The organism is Candidatus Omnitrophota bacterium, assembly GCA_040755155.1.
Classification (GTDB): domain Bacteria; phylum Hinthialibacterota; class Hinthialibacteria; order Hinthialibacterales; family Hinthialibacteraceae; genus JBFMBP01.
Genome location: JBFMBP010000037.1, coordinates 1 through 21,374 on the forward strand (window position 1 = coordinate 1; position 21,374 = coordinate 21,374).

Annotated in this window: 7 protein-coding genes; 3 read left to right on the top strand and 4 right to left on the bottom strand. The window is 53.4% G+C overall.

The genetic code is table 11. The annotated features are described in order from the left end of the window. Positions 1 to 217: 217 nt before the first annotated feature. The gene (locus AB1656_04450; GenBank protein MEW6234615.1) at positions 218 to 853 is read left to right on the top strand and encodes a ParA family protein; all 636 of its coding nucleotides are present in this window, start codon (positions 218 to 220) and stop codon (positions 851 to 853) included. Next, positions 853 to 1,479 carry a YcjF family protein gene (locus AB1656_04455; GenBank protein MEW6234616.1) on the top strand — a complete coding sequence of 209 codons (627 nt, stop codon included), beginning with the start codon at positions 853 to 855 and terminating at the stop codon, positions 1,477 to 1,479. The genes AB1656_04450 and AB1656_04455 overlap by 1 nt, the downstream gene beginning before the upstream one ends. On the opposite strand, the gene AB1656_04460 is transcribed toward AB1656_04455, so the two are convergent. From AB1656_04460 to AB1656_04475, 4 genes are all read right to left on the bottom strand, one after another. Then, entirely contained in the window at positions 1,476 to 6,866 is a 5,391-nt protein-coding gene (locus AB1656_04460) for a type I polyketide synthase (GenBank protein MEW6234617.1), read from the bottom strand. The genes AB1656_04455 and AB1656_04460 overlap by 4 nt on opposite strands. An 11-nt stretch (positions 6,867 to 6,877) precedes the next feature. Next, a complete protein-coding gene (locus AB1656_04465; protein MEW6234618.1) occupies positions 6,878 to 8,143 on the bottom strand; it encodes a glycosyltransferase in 1,266 nt (421 codons plus the stop codon). A 64-nt stretch (positions 8,144 to 8,207) separates the two neighbouring features. Further along, positions 8,208 to 14,045, bottom strand: coding sequence for a type I polyketide synthase (locus AB1656_04470; GenBank protein ID MEW6234619.1), 5,838 nt, complete (start codon positions 14,043 to 14,045; stop codon positions 8,208 to 8,210). After that, a complete protein-coding gene (locus AB1656_04475) occupies positions 14,045 to 20,047 on the bottom strand; it encodes a type I polyketide synthase (protein MEW6234620.1) in 6,003 nt (2,000 codons plus the stop codon). The genes AB1656_04470 and AB1656_04475 overlap by 1 nt, the downstream gene beginning before the upstream one ends. Before the next feature lie 429 nt (positions 20,048 to 20,476). Here AB1656_04475 and AB1656_04480 point away from each other — a divergent pair, with 429 nt between their 5' ends. Beyond that, positions 20,477 to 21,028 carry a DUF697 domain-containing protein gene (locus tag AB1656_04480; GenBank protein MEW6234621.1) on the top strand — a complete coding sequence of 184 codons (552 nt, stop codon included), beginning with the start codon at positions 20,477 to 20,479 and terminating at the stop codon, positions 21,026 to 21,028. Positions 21,029 to 21,374: the final 346 nt, after the last annotated feature.

The following is a 21,374-nucleotide window of genomic DNA, read 5'->3' on the forward strand; positions in this document are numbered from 1 at the left end:
GAATCCTTCTTCCTGAGTAAACTTGAACATAAGCGCGTATCCTTTCTTTTGGGCTTTTCAGCCTTCTTCGCTTAAGGAAAGGGTACGCTGCTTTTTCTTTCCAATCCACACCTTTAGGTTATAACTCTCGCCTTTATTTCCGCAGCGTCCTTCATTGCAATAATCTACTCTGATATATTGTCTCAAATCTGCGTTATTGGCAATAAGGATCGCTTCCGTGAAGTGCATTGCTTTTGGAAATTTGAAAGGGGGCGTCGGCAAATCGACGCTGGCGGTCAATATCGGTTGCGAATTGGCTATCCGCCATCGCTCCGTCACTCTTTTCGACGCAGACGAACAAGGCGCCTCTTCGGATTGGCGGCGGCGGGGGAGCCTGCCCATCGAATGCGAATACATCCCTATCAAAAACGCGGAAGAAGCGATGAAGTTGATTCGAAGGGTAAAGGCTTCGCCGTCGGATATCGCCATCATCGATCTGCCGCCGCATACGCGGGAAGCGACGGAAGCAGCCCTGATGATGTGCGACCTGTTCGTTATTCCCGTTACGCCTTCGGGAGCCGATTTTATGGCGACGAGAAAAGCGCTTGCTTTGTTGGAGGAAGGGCGTAAAATACGCCAAGGAGCGCCCAAGGCTCTGTTAGTTCCCAGCCGCGTAGACCGGCGCACCTCCTTCGGAAAAGAAGCGGCGAATGCCTTGTTGGGATTCGGCGAACCCGTCAGCGCCGCCGTGGGCCAGCGAAGCGCTTTCGTGGATTGCTTCGGCCTGGCGGATTGGGTGGGAAACGCTTATCCCCATTCGACCGCTTATGAAGAAATTCGAGCCATCGCGGATGCGATCGAGGAGATGATATAATGCCGCGTAGCCACTTAACCGATTTTAGCCAAGCTGTCGACAAAGAAGAAAAAAAGGAATCGGAAGCCAAATCGCCCAAAAAGGAATCGGCGGAATCCGGCTCGCAGGAATCCGAAAAAGCGAAGTATGCGGAAATCGTCTGCGTTGAACCTCCCGGCGCCCGAGAAAAAGAAGCGCGGCGCATCGTGCGCAAAAACATGCTCTGGTCGATGGGCATCAGCATCATCCCCATTCCACTCGTCGATTTCCTCGGCTCCATTGGTTGCCAGGCGCATATGATTAAAGAGTTGTCCGATTACTACCATATTCCTTTTACCAAACATCTAATGAAGAACATCCTCGCTATTCTGCTTGGCGGCGTGGGAACCCTTTATATCGGCCAATTCCTAACCGCCAACGCTTCGCGATTCATCCCATTTGCCGGACGCACGCTCTCATTAGCGGCGTATCCCATCGCCGCCGGCGCGTTGACGTACGCCACGGGAAAAGTGTTCATCGAGCATTTCGAATCCGGCGGCACGATCTTGACGTTCAATCCCAAGAAAGTGCGCGACTATTTTTATAAGGAGTATGAAGAAGGTTTGGAAATCGCCGCCCGCATGAGAGCGATGGGGGCTTCGGTTTAAAAGGCGCCGCCATCTTGTTGCAATTCGGAAGCGAGAAGCGCGTCCACTTCTTCGTCGCTCAGATCGTCGATATTCGCCAAAATTCTCTCCGCCTCTTCGGGGAGAATTTCTTTTTTACCCGCCGTCGAAGCGTCAGATTTTCGGATTGGAGGCTTGTTCTCCGATAAACGCCGCTCGATGCGTTGAGCCAACTCTTCCACGCTATGCCCTTCCATAAATTCGACCATTGGAACATCCGCCGATAAGCTGGCGCGAACGCGGTTTCTCAATTCGACAGCCATGAGAGAATCGAGTCCCATTTGGCTTAAGGAACGGCGCGGATCGAGTTGGGAAAGATCGATGCGCAAAACGGCGGCGGCTTGTTCCCGCAGAAACGCAGCGAGAAGAAGGCGGCGTTCATCCGGCGCGGCATCTTGCAGCTGGGATAAAATTTCTATCGGCGTAGATATCGGTTTCGCGGCGCCTTCGCGTTGACGTTCCTGCTGAAACAGTTCCGAGAGATAAGGCGGCTCCTCGCTGAGATGGAAGAGTTTCATGAAAACAGACCAATCAATGGGCGCAACGCCGATCTGAGCGTATTCGGGATGCAACAAGCATTCTTCTAAAACCTGCAATCCTTGCGAAGGCGATAAGCTGCGAATTCCTTTGCGTTCCAATTGTTCGCCCAATCCCAACCGCGCCGCAACGCCCGTTTCGGACCAGGCACCCCAATTGATAGCTACCGCAGACAATCCCAGTGCGCGGCGGCGCCAGGCCAGGGAGTCGAGAAAAGCGTTGGCCGCCGCATAATTGGCTTGCCCCTGCGCTCCGAATAATGACGCGGCGGAAGAGAAGAGGACGAAGAAATCCAGCGGCGCATTGCGCGTGAGCAGATGCAGATTCCAAGCGCCTTCCACTTTGGGCGCCAACGCCAGGCGAAAACGTTCCCAATTTTGTTCCCGCAAGACGCCATCCGCCACTACGCCTGCGCAATGGATTACTCCGCGCAAGGGCGGCATAGTTTCTTCCAGGCGCCGCAGAGCCATTTCCAACGATTCGAAACGCGAAACATCGCTTTGAATAAATTCCACCTGAGCGCTGGATGCGGTTAGCGCTTTCACCTGCTTGGCGGCGGCGTTATCGCAGGCGCGGCGGCTTAGCAGCAGCAAATGGCGCGCGCCCCGTTCCAACATCCATGAAGCAACGGCTAAACCCAATCCGCCCAAGCCGCCGGTAATCAAGTAAGCGCCATCCTCGCGAAAGCGATAGCGTTCTTCCGGCGTTGCGCGAGGAACATCCAAACGCGTCAGCCGCGCCGCGTAACGCTTTCCGTTGCGATAAGCGATTTGATCTTCTCTCGATTGCGACAGCATCTCTTCCATCAGAAACATTGCCGATTCATCCGCCGCTTGCGGATCGCAATCCACTCGCGCGCATCGGTATTCGGGATACTCCAACGCGATGCTTTTAACCATGCCCCACAAGGGCGCTTGAATCACGCTGGGAACGGTCTCTCCCTCATTAACGAAATGAGCGCCGCCAAACACAAACCATAAGCGCGGCGGCGTTGGGAATGCAATTTCTGTTAAGGATTGGACGAGGGTCAATGCGCTGCGGCAGCTTCGCTCCACTGCTTCCGTCAACTCATCGGTCGATGTCGATTCTGAAATACGATCGCCGATGCTCCAAAGATGCGCTATTGCGAGAAGATTTTTATGGGGAATGGAAGAAAATAACCTTCGGTAATCGGCGGCGGATAAGGGATCGATGTGATATTCGTTATCCGAAATCGCATCGAATTTTTCCCCCGGAAACACAAGAAAGCAAACGTCGCCACGCGTTGCGATATACTCGCGCAAGCGCTCTCCTATCCCACAGCGATCGGCGAAAATTAGCCAATGAATCTTGGTTTCTGCTGGCGAGACTGGCGGAAGCGCGCAACGATCGACGAGCCGCCATTCCGGCTTGTAGAACCAATCCCGCTTATCGAAAGACGAAGCGCGCAATATGCCATCCCTCTCTGTGAGTTTGAGTTGCAATCCTTCCATCGACGCGGCGGTTTTCCCATCAGGAGTAAATAGAGAGAGATCGAAAATCGCCGCCTTCGGGTCTTCTCGATCGGCGGAACGCAACTGGGCGCGGCCCCATAACTCGCCGGTCAAAGGACTGAAGAGGAGAAGACGTTCCAAACCTACGGGCAGAAGCATTTTCTCCTCATCCGCTTCCGTGGATAGCGCGCCTAGAACCTGAAAGCAGGCGTCCAATAAGACGGGATGGGCTTGATAGACGGAAGCATCCTTTTTCAAAATATTGGGAAGATTAATGCGGCCAACGCCTTCGTCTTCCCGCCGCCAAAGTTGTTCAAGCGCTTGAAAGCCCGGCCCGAAATCGACGCCTCGCGCGCGGCATCGGCGATAGTATTTCTCGACATCGATCGCTTGCGCCGATTCGCAGCGCAATGCAGTTATATCGTCTAGAGGAGCGGCGCTATCGTCCGGTTCCATTGAACCGGAAGCGTGAAGAGTCGAGATGGGCGCATCGTTCTTTTCATTATTCAAACTGAATATTTGAAAGAGATAGCCATTCGAATTGTTGGGAATTAAAACGAGTTGCAAGACTATTTCTTGATTATCCGGCAAAATCAACGCTTGTTGAAAAACAATATCTTTTATCGCCCAATTGTTATTTTCAAAAACCGCCGCGCCCGCCTCCAAAACCAATGCCAAATAGGCGGAGGCGGGAAATACGGCGGCGTTATAGATTCGATGATGATCCAAATAGAAAGGCGACTGAGGGCTGATGGTAGATTCGAAACGAATCTCCTTGGTTCCCGGCAAAATCATTTTACGGCCCAATAGCGGATTGCCATCGCCGCTGTGCGCGCTATAGGTTACTTTTTTTCGGAAACAGGCTCCCGCCGCGGGAATCCAATACCGGCGACGTTGGAAGGGATAGGTTGGCATGATCTCGCGGCGGCGGGGATAATCGTGGTCGAAAGCGAACCAATCCACGTTGGCGCCATGGACGTACAATTTCGCCAGACTCTCCAACATCGTTTCCCAATCGCTGCGCTCTGGATGCAGGCTGGGCAGCCATAAATTCCCTTCTCCCATACATTCGCGATTAAGGTTGAGTGAATCCAGCTGGGAACCGATTTTCACAAAAGCGTTGCATCCCAGTTTGCGCAGAGTCCGCATTCCATCGTCGAATCGATCTTGTTGCGACGCGTAATGGCGCCAGTAGGCGGGTGAGGAAATTTCATCTCCCGCCAACTCGCCGGTTTGGTTGGAGACGAAATCGATGCGCGGCGGAAATAAGACGGCGGCCTGCGCTTCGTTCTTATTCGAATCCACCCATTCGGCGATTAGTCTTAATCCATCTTCAAGACGGAAAACACCCGCAGCGCAGGCGGCGGCGTACTCGCCTGCGCCCTGCCCTAGCACGGCGCATGGTTCTACACTCCAGGAACGCCATAAGGCGGCCAAGGCGTACTGCAAGGCGAAAAGCGCCGGTTGGGTGTAGGCGGTTTGTTTTTGGATAGATACATCCGCTGAGGAAGAATACAGGATTTCCAATAACGGCTTATCCAAATAAGAACTCAGCGTCTCATCGCATTGTTCGAGAAGGCGGCGGAACGAGAGCGACGTTTCATAAAGCGAGCGTCCTATGCCCGCGCATAAGGCGATATCGCCAGTGAAGAGAAAGGCGATCTTTAGAGGATTGGCGGCTTCTCCATGATGAACATTCGCCTCTTGGCGTCCTTGTAAAAAACCTTCCAGCCCTTCAATTAACTCGGCAGTGGATGAAACGGTTATGGCGAGGCGATGGGCGAATTGGCCGCGTCCGGAATTGGCGCTGAAGCAGATATTTCCAATTTCCAAAGCGGGATCGGTTTCCAAACGAGTTATATAGAGTTGCGCTAGCTGCGCCAATGCTTCATTCGATTGCGCCGAGACCGCGAAGAGATGATGTGGGCGATCTTCGCCGGATGGGATTGGTTCGCACGCCGGTGCTTCTTCCACGACGATGTGCGAGTTGACGCCGCTGAAGCCAAAAGAACTGACGCCGCCGATTCTTTTTCTCGCTCCGCGCAGCCAAGGCGTCGGCTTTTTAGGGACGATTACAGGAAAACCGCTCCAATCGAAACGCGGGTTGTGAGTTTCAAAATGCAGATGCGGCGGGATCTCCTCATGCTGCAAAACGAGAATCAATTTAATCAAACCAGCGATGCCGGAACCCGCCTCTAAGTGGCCGATATTGGTTTTTACTGATCCGATGACTAATGGACGTTCGGGTGACCGGTTTTTCCCGAAAACGGATTTCAATGCATTCAATTCGATGGGATCGCCTAATGAAGTACCTGTACCGTGCGCTTCGATATAATCCACTTCCGATGGATCCACTTTCGCCGCTTCTAATGCCTGGCGCAACAGCATCTCCTGAGCGGGGCCGTTGGGAACCGTGAGACCGCTGCTGGGACCGTCCTCATTGACCGCCGATCCTCGAATCAAGGCGAGAATCGGATCGCCATCCCGCAACGCCTCCGAAAGGCGCTTCAACAAAACCACGCCGCAGCCCTCGCCGCGCACCATGCCGTCGGCGGCGGCGTCGAAGGCGCGGCAATGGCCATTCGGCGACAAAACCTTCGTCTTGGATAAGGCGATCGCCGTCGCTGGCGAGAGAATCAGATTCACGCCGCCTACCAAAGCCATTGCGCATTCGCAATGGGCTAGACTGCGGCATGCTTGATGAAGCGCCGTGAGCGAAGACGAACAGGCGGTATCGATCGCCATGCAGGGACCGTGAAAGCCGAATATATAAGACAAGCGTCCCGCCGCGACGTTGTTGGTGTTGCCGGTGATGTGATAGGCGTCTATGGAATCGAGGCCGCCCGCATTCATGCCGATTTGGGAATAATCGTTCGAAGTAATGCCGATAAACACGCCGATTTGCCGCCCCGGCAGCCGGTTGCGGATCTGCCCTGCGCGCTCAAGGGCTTCCCAACTCACTTCCAACAATAGGCGATGCTGGGGGTCCATGCTTTCCGCTTCGCGGGGCGAGACGCCGAAAAACTGGGGATCGAATTCATCCACCTTGCGCAAGAATCCGCCGCGCCGCGTATTCATCTTTCCCGCCGCATCGGGATTGGGATCGTATAAAACGTCTATGTCCCAGCGGTCGGCGGGGACTTCGGCGATCGCTTCTACGCCATCATGCAACAACCGCCAAAAAGATTCCGGATCGTCGGCGCCGCCGGGAAATCGGCAACTCATGCCGATGACAGCGAGCGGTTCCGATGACGAACGCTCCACCGCTTCCAATTTCGCTTGCATCTGTTCCAGCGCCAGATAGGCGCGCTTCAGCGGCGATAATTCCGTTTTCTTATCGGAAGGATTTTCTATAGTCATAATGAGCGATTCTAAAATCCGAATTTTTCTCGAATGAAGCGGACGGCTTTGCCTACGCCATCCTCCTCGCGCAGGCGCGCTCCGATGGCTTCTGCGCGGCGGCGCATCGTATCATTATTTATGGAAATATTTATGGCTTGCGCCAAATTATTGACAGTCAAATCCTTCAAGGGCAAGGGAGCGGGACCTGCTCCGAGTTTTGGAACCAGTGCGCTCCAAAAAAACTGATCCGTTACGAACGGACAAACTATAGTCGGCTTGCCCGCCATCAATCCCCACGCCATCGTGTTGGCGCCTCCATGATGAACTACCGCTTTCATTCGCGGAAACAGCCAAGCAAAGGGCGCATAATCCATATAATAGATCGAATCGGGAAGATCGCAGGGCTTCACGCCTCCCCATCCGCCGACGAATACGCCGCGTTTACCCACTTGACGCAAAGCCCCTATTGCGATGCGGGTAACTTTTTCAGGATCGATTCCAACCGTGCTTCCGAAGCCGACATAGATGGGAGCGGGACCATCCGCAAGAAACCGTTCCAACGAAGGCGATGGCTGCCAATGGTTCATTGGTTCAAGAAACCAATAACCGCTGGCCAGCGTATCGCAGTTCCAATCTTTGGGAGTGGGCAAAATCTCTTCGCTATAGGAATATAAAATGGGGATGGGACGTCCATCGCGATACAGATAATTCTTGAAGCGGGAAGGAATGGGATATTTCACCGTCTCGCGCAGCCATTGCGCAATGGCAGGATTGCGATTGAACCAGGAAAGACGATAGAGGCAATACGTCAAGCGATTGCCGAAGCCGCCCAAGCCGATGCGGGGCGCGCCAATCAAGGGAAAAGCGCGGGTGGGAGAGAGATTGGGCATGGCGGATGTTATGATGGAAGGAATCGCGAGTTTTTCGGCGATGAAACCGGCGGGAAGAAGTTCGCCGCTATAAATCACTCCCGCCGAGCTTTGCGACGCCTCCCAACAAACATCCAGCATGCGGCGAATAGCGTCTTGAAACCTAGCGTTGAGAGCCTGGCGGCTTTGACGATCGTCCTTTCCGCTTAACGCCGCTTTGCCCAGTTCGGAATGGAAAAAATCTTTCAAACCAAGTTCGTAATAAAGGCTGGGAATGCCGCGCTCTTGGATCAGGGATTCGAACTCTTTATCTGCCGCCAAGCAAACGCCGAATCCCGCTTGCATCAAAGCGAGCGCCAACGCAATGCACGGTTCGACATCGCCCTGCGTTCCATAGGATAGGATCGTAATGGTTTTGTTATTCATTGTTGAAGACGCCGACGGCATTTACGGTTCATATTCTAAGCCGCATATTCAACGGCCTATTCTTTCATTCAAGCGATTCTAATTTTTTGATGAGAAGCGCTTCCGCTTCCGCTTCGGAGAGTTGTTGCAAATCAGAGGCCGAGAAGGGCGATTCTTTTTTTCGTTCAACCTCCATCGGTTCATTCCGAAACGCAATATCCAATTTGTCTTTTATTAAATAATCCGCCAAGGTTTGCAGCGTGGAATGATCGAAGGCCAGCGTTGAGGGCAGAGAGACGCCGAGATCGTTTTCTAAGCGGTTTTTCAGTTCGATGGCTGTTAGCGAGTCCATTCCCATATCGAAGAAACCCCGCTGGGGATCGAGCGTTTTTGACGATTCGATCCCCAACACGGAAGCGAGCGCGTTTTGCAAGTGCGAATTCAATAATTCCCGGCGGCGGCTCAGCGGCGCTTGGCCAATCTGTTCGAGAAGAGTTTCCTTTTTCGCTGTTTTTGTTGATGGGCTGTCTTCTCGGCTTGTTTCCATACGCTCGAACAATAAACGCCGCCCTCTGGCTTCATAGGCGCCTTTAAACAAACGCCAATCGATATCCGCGACGGCGGCGGAGACTATATCCGATTCCATCATGGCTTGCAATGTTGACGCCGAATCGCTGAGCGGCGATGCCGTAACGCCGATACGCGCCAATTCGTCTTGATCATCGGGAGAGAACATGCCGCCGCCTATGATCGGTCCCCAATTGATGCTTTGCGCGGGTAGATTATGGGCGAGGCGATAGTGGGCGAAGGCGTCCAAAAATAGATTCGCCGCCGCGTAATGCCCTTGTCCTTTGGCGCCCCAAAGCGAAACCATCGAGGAATAACATACGAAAAAGTCCAAATCCAAATTCTTCGCATATTGATGAAGCCGCCATGTTCCCGCCGTCTTTGATGCGAACATCCGTTGGATATCGCCGACCTCCATCTCCGCTAATGGACGATATCCGGGGATTCCGGCGGCGTGTACGATTCCCCGCAGTGGCGCCCAGGATTTCAATTGCGCGAAGAGATTTTGCATATCCCGCTCGTTGGAAACATCCGCAGAAATCACAAGAATTTCAACGCCCGCCGCTTGCAAATCCCGCACGGTTTGCCGCGCCGCTTCGCTGGATGAACCTTGACGGCCAACCAACGCCAATCGTCTGGCGCCTTGCGATGCCAGCCAATGCGCCGCCTGCAATCCCAATGCGCCCAGGCCGCCGGTTATCAGATAGGCGCCATCGGCGGAGATGGCGGGACGGCGAACGGCGGAGGGAGGACGGCGAACGAGGCGGGCGGCGTAACGGCGGCTGTTGCGATAAGCGATATGATCCTCGCCATCTGGATCCAGCAGCTCGGCCAGCAGCGTCAACGCATCGGTTGGCAGCGCTGGCGATGGCAAGTCCACTATGCCGCCCCAAAATTCGGGATGCTCCAAGGCTATTGTTTTACCCAAACCCCATTGCGGAGATTGAGCTAAACCGGAGAGACGATCTCCTTCGATAACCGGTTGAGCGGAGCGAGTCGCCAGCCATAGGCGCGGCGGCGGGCTTACCCATAACGATAACGATTGAACCAGACGCAAGACGCATCCCGCATCTTTCACGGTTGCGGCTTGCAAATCCTCGACGGACAAATGGTCCGCATCGGCGTTATCCAAACTCCATAGATAGGCAATGCTGCGCAAAGGGGAAGTATTCTTTTTCAATTCCGACAAAAGGCGGCGATAATCTTCGCGGTTGGCGGGATCGATTCGATAATCCTTTTCGTTTCGGTGTTCGAAGACGGCGCCGGGATAAACGAGGACGCTGTTCTCGCCTTTCTCTTCAATCAGAGCGGCTATCTGTTTCGCCAGTCCTTGCGCATCGGCGAAGAGCAGCCATGTTCCCCGCGCCTTCGCGGCGGGCGCCGCTTTTCCCGGCGCTTGCGCGATGAAGACGGCTTGTTTGGCTAAAACCTCGCATCCCGCCTGCGCGGGAGAGATCGATGCCGGATTGACAAAATCCGATTCACGCAAAAGGTGCAGCCATTGCGCTTCGTTCAATAAAGGATGAAAAGGACGCAAATCGAAATCGGCGAAGCGCCGCCAGCCATCCGTCAATCCCCAAATCAATTCCACCCATGCCTGTTGTGAAGTATTTTCCAATAAGAACAACATGCCGCCGGGCGCCAACGCTTGCTGGATATGGCTTAACGTTTGCCGTAAATCCTTCGTTGCGTGCAAAACGTTGAAAGCGATGACCATGTCGAATGAATGAGGCTCTAGGTTTTGCGATAAGGGCGATCGTTCGGCGTCGAAAACCTGATATCTGATAAATGGATATTCGTGGAATTTTTCCCGCGCCATATTGACGAAGAGCGGCGATAAATCCGTAAAAACATATTCAGTCCGTTCCGGCGGCAGATGAGGGAGCAGATAAGATGTCGTTCCGCCGGTTCCAGCGCCGATTTCCAGAATGCGCCATTTTCGTTCCGGCCGCGATGCGGTCAAGGCCATCGTCAGCGCCTTTTGCAGCAAGGCGTTCATCAACCGGGGGCCGGGCGAATCCCGATAAACGCCATCCAGGTTAGATAAACCTTCTTTGGGAAACAATAATTCCAAAGGATCGCAGCGTCCTTGTAATATCTCGGCCAATCGCGATCCGCAGCGGTCGAGCAAAGATAGTTCGCTCGACGCTGCGGGATATTGCGCCAACAATTCGTAAATCCGCGCATGAGCGTCTGTGATTTTTAGCGGCGAGACGATTTCCCATTCCTCGCCGCGTTTTTGGAAAATATTCTGTTGGGATGCGATTTCCAAAAAACGATTAAAGGACTGCGAATAACAATCGGCGATTCTCAGTTTTTTTCGCTTGTTTTCCGCCGTAAAGCGCTCGCCTATCGTCAAATCCCAATCCAGGCGACGGAATGCGTTTATTATGAAAGGAATGCTGAGGGCTTCGAGTTCCTTTAATACTTTGCCATAGGATACATATTCCGGCTGGCGAAGTTCTTCGGCCAGTGGAGGCAGCAGGCGCTTGGCTATAATCTGCGGCGAAAGAAGGGAAAACGTTGCGCTGCTGATGTGCGGTTTGGCGATCCATTCGATGGCATAAAGTCGATTGGATAAGGGAGACGGCGCGGCGTCCAAAGGAACGCGGTTTGCGCGTTGCGCTGTTTTTACCCAATAGCGCTGGCGTTGGAAAGGATAGGTTGGCAAACGCAGTTTGCGCCGATGGAAACCTTGATCCACTTGCATCCAATTCACAGAAAAACCGTTGGCGTACAATACCCCCAAACTTTCCAGCATCCGCCGCCAATCCGATGCGCCTTGGCGCAGACTGGGTAACCAGAGGCGCTCTTCATCCGGCAAGCATTGGCGGCTCATGCCTAAGAGAACCGGCTTGGGGCCGATTTCGATAAAAACTTTGCATCCCCGCTGGCGCAGCGTTTCCATGCTTTCGGAAAATCGCACCGGCCATCGCGCATGGCGCCGCCAATAGCCGGGCGAGGTTATTTTTTCATCCGTCATTCGACCTGTGAGATTAGAGATCAAATCGATTTGCGGCGAGGAAAATGCGATTTCGGCGGCGATACGTTCGAATTCGTCCAACATCGGTTCTATAAGCGGCGAATGAAAAGCATGAGAAACATTCAACGCTTGCGTCCTGATTCCCTCCGCATTCAATTCGCGACAAACCGGTTCCAACGCTTTCCGTTGTCCCGATAAGACGACGTGAGAGCCATTCAGCGCGGCGATGGATAGTTCATGTGGATAATTGCGAATAACCGCCGTTGCGCGTTCTTCGTCCGTAAAGGCCGCCGCCATAGCGCCGTCGCGGGGCAGCGCTTGCATCAGGCGCCCGCGGGCAGCAATTAGTTTCAATCCTTCCTCCAACGAAAAAACGCCCGCCAGGCAAGCGGCGGCGTATTCTCCCACGCTGTGCCCCATGACGACGGCGGGCGCGATTCCCCACGAGCGCCATAATTCCGCGAGCGCAACTTCCAATGCGAATAGGGTGGGTTGCGCGTAAGCCGTCTCATCGAGAAGCGATGTCGTCTCCGCTTGCGGATAAAGAATAGAAAGCAACGATTTATCCAAATAAGGACGCAGGATTTCATCGCAGCGTTGCAGCGTTCGGCGAAAGAGCAGATGGGTTTCGTATAATTCCCGCCCCATATTTACATATTGTGATCCTTGGCCGGTGAAGAGAAAAGCCGCTTCCAACGGTTCCGATGACGGCGCTTTTCCCTGCGCCGCGCCCGTTGGTTGGCGCCCGGCGTTGAACTCGGCAAGCATCCCCCGCACCTCGGCGGCGTCGGCGGCGATTAGAACGAGCCGATGGGCGAAGTGCGAACGACCGGCGTTGGCCGTAAAACATACGTCGGGAAAACGGGCGCTGGGATGCTCGGACAGATAGTTTTCATAACGAACGGCGGAGGCTTTCAGCGCTTCCTCCGTTTTCGCCGAAAGCGCGAGAAGATGCGCCGGGCGTTCCGCAGATTGCGGTGGTTCTTCCAGCGGCGGCGCTTCTTCCAATACCACATGCGCGTTCGTGCCGCCGAAACCGAAGGAGCTGACTCCCGCCCGGCGAGGGCTGCTAGCGACGGGCCAGGGCGTTTGCGTTGTGGGAATCTTCACCGGTAAGCGATCCCAAGGAATGAGGGGATTGGGCGTATTGAAATGAAGATGCGGTGGAATTTCCCGGCGTTGCAGCGAGAGCGCCGCTTTCATCAATCCCGCAATGCCAGCGGCGGCTTCGAGGTGGCCGATATTCGTTTTTACTGAACTTACAATAAGAGGATTATCCCGGCGGCGCCCATCGCCGAAGACAGCGCCTAACGCTTCCATTTCGATGGGATCGCCGAGAGAGGTGCCTGTGCCATGCGCTTCGACGTAATCTATTTCCTCCGGCTTCACTCCCGCGTCCATCAAGGCTTTGCGGATGACGGCTTGCTGCGCCAAACCGTTGGGAACCGTCAAACCGCTGGTTCGTCCGTCTTGGTTGACGGCGGAACCGCGAATGACGGCATAGATGGAATCGCCATCGGCCAGCGCATCGGACAAGCGCTTAAGCGCGACGACGCCGCAGCCGTCGGATCGGACGAATCCATCGGCAGAGGCGTCGAAAGTCTTGCAGCGTCCGTCTGGCGCCAGCATTTTCGCCCGGCAGTGATTGATAGTAACGGCGGGAGTCAGAATTAGATTCACTCCCGCCGCCAAGGCGCAATCGCATTCCCGGTTTCTTAAACTTTGACTAGCAAAATGAACTGCGACTAGAGACGAGGAACACGCCGTATCCAAAGCGAGGCATGGTCCATGAAAGCCGAGAAAATAGGACAAGCGTCCCGCCGCCACGCTGTGGGCGTTACCCGAACCCATATAGAGATCGTATTCCGCCGGGTCGCGATCCAATAGGAGTTGGGAATAATCGTTGCTGCTGATGCCGACGAAAACGCCCACGGGTTTACCCGCCAAGTTCTCAGGCGCGATTCCTGCGTTTTCCAACGCTTCCCACGCTGTTTCTAGCAAAAACCGTTGCTGGGGATCGAGAGAAATAGTCTCGCGGGGCGATAGGCCGAAAAACTGGGCATCGAATTGGTCGATAACGCGTAAAAAGCCGCCATACCGGGTAACCATTTTTCCCGCCGCGTTGGGATCGGGATCGTAATACGCCTTCGCATCCCAGCGATCCGGCGGAACATCCGTTATGGCGTCGACGCCATTAGCCAGCAGGCGCCAGAAGGATTCGGGATCGTCTGCTCCGCCGGGAAAACGGCAGCCCATGCCGATAATGGCGATAGGCTCCGACTTCAACTTCTTTATGGCGTCCAGTTGGGCTTGCATCTCTTTCAACGCCAGCAGGGCGCGTTTGAGGCGCAAGAGATTATCGTTCGATTCCATTATTCCCACCGTTTATTCTCGATGCCTTTCAATTCCTCGTCGATCAACGCGCCGATTTCGTTGATGGAAAGCTGGTCGATATTGTTCAATGTTTTTTTCTCGGCCTTATCTTCTCTCTGCGCAACCGGCGCCGCTGGGATTCGATCCAAGTCCAACAAATAATCCGTCAAGGATTCTACCGTGGGATAATTGAAAATCGCCGTGGCGGGCAGAGTGCGGCGCAGGGTGGTTTGCAGGCGATGGCGCAATTCCATCGCCGTCAGCGAATCCATGCCCATTTCAAAAAATCCTTGCCGCGAATCTAACGGCTCCTTTGAATCCCATCCCAATACTTTGGCAATGTGATTTCTAATATGCGTTATAAGCAGCGGACGGCGCTTGTTGGCGGGAGTTTTTAGAAAATCGTCCCAAAAATCGGCTTTTTTCTCTTCTTTCAATAACACGGCCGGTCTCAAATCCGCCAAGAACGGCTGAGATGCCGCCGGTTCGGCGATTTGCGCCCAATCGACGGGGACGACTCCCAGCTGAGGCGGGCTATTCGCGAATAGAAACGGCAAGGTTTGTTCGCCCCGTTGCGGCGATAGGGTTCCCACGCCTTTTATCTTAAGCCGGTTCCCTACTCCGCGCCGCGCCGCCGCTCCGACAGCGTCCCACGGCCCCCAATTGACGCTGGTTCCGGGCCATCCTTGCGCCCGGCGATAAGGAGCCAAGGCGTCCAGAAAAGCGTTCGCCGCCGCATGATTGGCCTGGCCGGACGATCCCAACAACGACGCGGCGGACGAATAAAGGACGAAGAAATCCAATGGATGCTCTCGCGTCAATCGATGAAGATTCCAGGCGCCTTGCACTTTGGGGCGCAACACGCTTTCGAAGCGCGGCCAATCCAGATGCAGCAAAACGCCGTCGTCCAATACGCCCGCCGCATGAACTACGCCGCACAATGGACGCCCCGCCGCGCCTATTTGCGCCATCGCTCGTTTTGCTTCGCTATAAATCGATATATCCGCTTGGATGACGGCGATATCCGCGCCCAGCCGTTCCATTTCCCGAATGGATGCTATGGCGTCTTCGCTAGGAGCGCTGCGTCCGATTAAAAAGATATGCCTTGCGCCTTGCGATATCATCCAACGCGCAGTCAATAATCCCAAACCGCCCAATCCACCAGTGATGAGATAGGCGGCGTCTTCATGAAATTTCTTTTGTTTAAATAAAAATAATTCATCCGGCTGAACGCGCTCCAAACGAGCGGCGTATCGAACGCCGCTGCGATAGGCGATCTGGTCTTCAGAATCGCTCCAGGTTATTTCATCATATATAATTCGTGCGCACTTTTGCGGCAAAGCGGGTTCCAAATCGATACAGACTGGCTGCAATTCGCTATGCTCCAAGGCGGCGATTTTGCCCATACCCCATAAAGTGGATTGCGCAAGGCCGGAAAGATCGTCTTGATCGATGGCGGAAACAGCGCCTTGAGACGCCAGCCATAAGGAAGGCGGCTTAGCGAAACCCGCCTTTATTATGGATTGGATAAGAAGAAGAACTCCGCCGCAAATCAATTGCGAAGCGGCGGACAAATTTTCAACGCTCAGAGAATCCGCCTTCGCCGCATCCAATCCCCAAAGAAAGACGACGCCATCGAGCGGGGCGAAAGTGGTCGCATTATTGAAAAGACGCCGATAATCCGAGGATTCGCCGGGATGGATGGAATAATCGCCTTCCGCTGTCTTTTTAAAAGCCGCGCCGGGATAAACGAGGAATCCATCATTTCTATTGGATTGCAGAAGACGTTTTAGTTCGGCGCCCACTCCCTGTTTATCCGAAAAGATAAGCCATTTTTTGCGCTTTGTTTCCTGCATAGCCGGTTTATCTGCCTGAGCGGCGATTACGGCTTGGCGAGAAAGCAATCCCCCCTTTTCCGGCGAGAGGACAATGGGAGAGACTTGGGAAAAACCGGACGACAACAAAATCTCTTGCCACTGAGAGGGCGATATCAATGGATGCGCGGGACGCAGCGCCGTATCTGCGAAGCGGCGCCAGCCGTCCGTCAATCCAAAGATCAAGTCGATAAAGCGTATAGGCGCGGTTCCCTCCAACAAAATCAACATCCCGCCCGGCGCCAATAGATTTCGTACATAGGCCAGCGCTTGCCGCAAATCCTGTACGGCATGCAATACGTTGGCGGCGACGATCAAATCGTATTGATTCGCTTCGAATCCTTGCGATTGGGGATCGCGTTCGATATCCAATACGCGATAGATGAGATAAGAATAAGCCCTGAATTTTTCCCGCGCACGATCGAGAAAATAAGGCGAAATATCCGTAAAGACATACTCTACTCGCCCATCGGGAAGATGAGGCAGAATATAGGATGTCGTTCCCCCGGTTCCGGCGCCGATTTCTAAAATCCGCGCCATGCGGTTTGGGGGCAAATTTTGCAAAGATCGAGTTGCAGCGTCTCCCACAAGGCGGTTCATGATTTGCGCTCCGGGAACATCCTGATACAAGCGAGCCGCCGAGATCGAATCGTCTTCGGGAAATAGGAGTTGCAACGGGTCGCATTCGCCGCGCATGGTCTCGGCCAATTTTCCGCCGCAGCGGTCCAGCAGCGTCCATTCCGTTTCGGTTTGGAGATATTGTTTTACGTATTCAAGATTTATCTTGTGGGGATCGCAATTTTCCAAAGCGGAAATCAATTCCCAGCCGCTTTCAACTCGGCGCAGAATTTTTTCTTCCTCCAATATTTCCAAAAGGCGATGCAGCAAGCGGCGATAGCCTTCAACAACGCCCCATTCCCGCACTAATACATCGACTGTAAAAACCTGGCATACTTCGAATCGCCAGCCTAACTGATGAAAAGCATGAATAACGTAATCCACACTTAAGGATTCGAGCCGGTTCAAGCCCTCCCAATACGAATTCAGTTCCGGCGCAGCGGCCATTTGTTCCAATTGCGAAATCAATACGGGCTGAAGGTCTTGTGGAGCGGGAAGATAATCGAGCAGCTGACTGACGCGGCGCGAGCAGGGGCGCCATGTTGGTTTATAAAACCAATCCATGATCGAAGCCGCCGCCAGTTGCTTTTGATGCTGTTGAACGAGGGCATGTAAAAGTTTCGGCAGGCATTGTTTTTCTTCACGGGAGAAATCGTTCGCCTCTTCCAGTTGGCGAGCTAAAGATTCCGTCTCGCCATTTTGCAATAAATGGAGAATGAGGGTCGGCGCCTTTTCCGTTGTCGAGTTTGGTGCCGAAGGAGTTCGGTTTGTTTCCACCGCCCAATACTTTTTATGCTGCCAGGGATACGTGGGCAAAGAGACGCGGCGGCGCAGATAATCACGGTCGAAGCCGCCCCAGTCGATATCGACGCCTCGAATCCACAATTCCGCCGCGCTTTCCAGCATCCGCCGCCAATCGTCCCCCCCCCGACGCAGGCTGGGCAGCCATGTTCCTGCGTTCTCCGGCAGACATTGGCGGCCCATTCCCAATAACACGGGATTCGGTCCTATTTCGATAAAAATTGTACATCCGCGCCGTTGGAGCGCTTCCATTCCCGCTGCGAATCTCACTGGATGCCGGATATGATTTACCCAATATTCCGGCGCGGCGATGGCTTCATCCGCCAGTTCGCCCGTCAGGTTGGAGATTATAGGAAGGCGGGGTTTGGAATAGATAATAGAGGAAGCGATATGTTTGAATTCCGGAAGAATGGATTCCATAAGCGGCGAATGGAAGGCATGGGAAACATTCAAGCGTTGGCCATTGATTCCCTGCTCTTTCAGTGAAGATAGAATGCGATTCACTACATCGCGCTTACCGGAGACGACAACGCTTTCCGGGCCATTAATGGCGGCTATAGCAACTTCGGGGACGAAGGGTTGAATTGCTTTTTTAATAAGGTCTTCGTTAGCCTTAATTGCAGCCATCTCTCCATCTTGGGGCAAGGATTGCATCAGGCAGGCGCGATGCGCGATCAGGCGCAATCCTTCTTCCAGGTTAAAGACGCCCGCCAAACAAGCGGCGGCGTATTCGCCCACGCTATGCCCAAAAACGGCGGATGGCGTTATGCCCCATGATTTCCACAAATCGGCTAATGCATATTCCAAAGCGAAGAGAGCGGGTTGAGTGTAGGCCGTCTTGTCTAAATCATTCTTTCCATCCTCATTAAAAAGAACATCCAGCAAAGGCCGAGGCAGCAGCGGACGCAGGATTTCATCGCATTTTTCCAACGCCATGCGGAAGAAAGACTGCGTTTCATACAATCCGCGCCCCATGCCAAGGTATTGCGAGCCTTGGCCGGTGAAGAGAAAAGCGATCTTCGGATGAGCCGCAGGATTTACTTGTCCGCTGATTACGCCGCTGGTTTCGTTTTGCTTGGCGAAATGGCTTAATTTCTCTTTTGCCGCCATGGACGATTCCGCTAGAACGCACAATCGATGCGGGAAAGGAGTGCGGCCCGTATTGGCGCTGTAACATACATCGCCGAAGATCAGATCGGAGTGGAGCGTTAAATGTTTCTCATACCGTCCAGCGAGTTGCCTCAACGCCTCGTCCGTCATAGCTGACAAGGCGAGCAAATGCAATGGGCGATCCGAAACCGGCGCGGCCGTTTTCGGCGGCGGAGCGTCTTGCAAAATGACATGCGCATTGGTTCCGCTGGCGCCGAAGGAACTGACTCCGGCAAAACGCTTACCCGGCGTGGAAGGCCAGGGTATGTTTGTTGCGGGAATAGAGATTGGTATTTCGTCCCACGGAATATGAGGATTAGGCTGGCGGAAATGAAGATGGGGCGGAATTGTCCCATGCCGCAAACAAAGAACGGCTTTGATGAATCCCGCGATACCGGCGGCCGATTCCAGATGGCCGATGTTCGTCTTTACGGAACCAACCTGCAATGGGCGTTGGGGCGAACGCCCTTCACGGAAGACCTCCACTAGAGCTTTTACTTCGATGGGATCGCCTAAAACAGTACCCGTTCCGTGAGCCTCAATATAATCGATATCCGCAGGCTTGAGTTTCGCGTTGGCCAAAGCGCGGCGTATCAAAGCCTGTTGCGCCGGACCGTTTGGGACGGTAAAGCCGCCGCTGGGGCCGTCCTGGTTGACCGCCGACCCGCGAATCAAAGCAAGAATCTCGTCCCCATCTGCCTGAGCGTCCGAGAGACGCTTCAAAATCGCCGCGCCGCATCCCTCGCCGCGCCCGTAACCGTCGGCGGCGGCGTCGAAAGTCTTGCAACGGCCATCGGGCGACAACATGCGCGCTTGGGATAGAGCTATGGACGCTTCCGGCGCCAGCACCAGATTCACGCCGCCGGATATCGCCAAGTCGCATTCGCGAAGGCGCAAACTCTGGCAGGCGAGGTGAATCGCCGCCAGCGAAGAGGAACACGCCGTATCCACCGCCAGACTGGGACCCTGCAGCCCTAAAAGAAACGAAAGACGTCCCGCCGCAGCATTCAAAGCATTTCCGGAACCGAAATAGGCGTCGATGTAGGCGAGATCGCCGGATCGGACGAGCAGGCGAGAGTAATCGTTATTGGTGATTCCTATAAATACGCCGGTCGCGCTGCCTGTCAAACAGCGGCGAACAATACCCGCGTTTTCCAGCGCTTCCCATGCCGTTTCCAGCAGAATTCGCTGCTGGGGATCCATCGCCGCCGCTTCGCGGGGCGAGACGCCGAAGAACGCCGCGTCAAATCCGCTAACGTCCTCCAAAAAAGCGCCGCAGCGCGCAACCATTTTTCCTGGGATGCCGTGAACGGGATCGAAACAAGCATCTACATCCCAACGATCGGGAGGGATATCCGTTACGGCGTCGCGGCCATCTAACAAAAGACGCCAAAACGAATCGAGATTGTTTGCGCCGCCTGGAAATCGGCAACCTAGACCAATTATGGCGATTGGCTCCGACCTGGCTTTTTCGGACGCCTCAAGTTTAGACGCCGCTTCATCGAGAGCATTCAAAATCCGTTGCGAATCGGCGGCGACGTTTCTTTCAAATTTGTTCATCTACCGTTTATCCATCGCCCAATCTCAGAAAAAAAATGAGGAGTCATCAGAAGCATTTATTTATTTCCCATAAAAAATCAATTTATATATATACAATCCTTTATGGTTGTTTTCAAAAAAATCCCTTTATGATTTGAAATCAAGCCAGCTTCCCAACTAAAATAACGTATAAAAAATAACGAAAATTTCACTTGGCTGTAAAAATAAAATACGCTATAGTAGCACAATAACATCGGGAAGAGCGTTTTTCAATCTGTTAATCTTAACGAAGATATTCATCCTTTTTCAACGTTACGAATGGGAAAAGGAAACGTTGATCCACAAAGGAAAACGAGGTTTTGTCTTGCCATTTGAAACAAATTGTTTTATTTATAGTCAGATAAAGCGTTAAAAAACGAAATTTATTCCCTTACAGAGGAGGAGTCAAAGATGAGTGCAGCCGCCGCCAAAGAAAAAGAGAAGGAAACCGTAGAAGTTCCCACCGCCGAAGAAGCATTTAACGAACGGTTATGCAAAGCTCGTAAAATCGTACGGAAGAATATGTACTGGTCTATGGGCATCGGCGTCGTCCCCATGCCGCTCGTCGACTTGCTCGGCGTGGCCGGTTTCCAAGCGAAAGCGTTGAAGGAACTTTCCGATCTCTATGGGATTCCCTTTTTCAGCCATACTATTAAAAACATTCTCGCCATGCTGATCAGCGGTTCCGGGACGGTCTACATGGGATATCCGCTCACCCAGATATTTACGCAAGCGATTGGAGGAAGCGCCTTGAAGTCGATCCCGATCGTCGGACAGGTCGTTTCCATCGCTACGGTTCCCATCATCGCGGGAGCGCTTACTTACGCCTTAGGCCAAGTATTCATTCAGCACTTTGAATCGGGTGGAACTTTCCTCTCCTTCAATCCCAAGAAAGTACGCGCTTATTTCCAGGATCAATTCGCCGAAGGCATGAAACTCGCTTCCGAAGCGGCCGGCAGCTGATAGACGATCTCTACATCTTTCAATCCGGCAATTCGATATTTCGCATTTGAACGCAAAAAGAAACAGGGATTCGCTCGAAAGCGTTTCCCTGTTTTTATTACAAACCTATTAACACGGCTCAGACTGACGAGAAATGAGAACCGTCCCCCCCCAAATACATCATTCCTATAATCAAATATTTCAATACGATTTGGAAGTTTTAGACTAACCAATATGTTAAAATTGCGTTAAGATAAACAAAACCTTCTTGTACCGAATGAACGCCCTCGAAAATTCTTGGAAAAGGAAACCATTAAGATAATCCGTTGCTTGGATGGAATCTTCGCCAAGAGTATAGGATTATTTA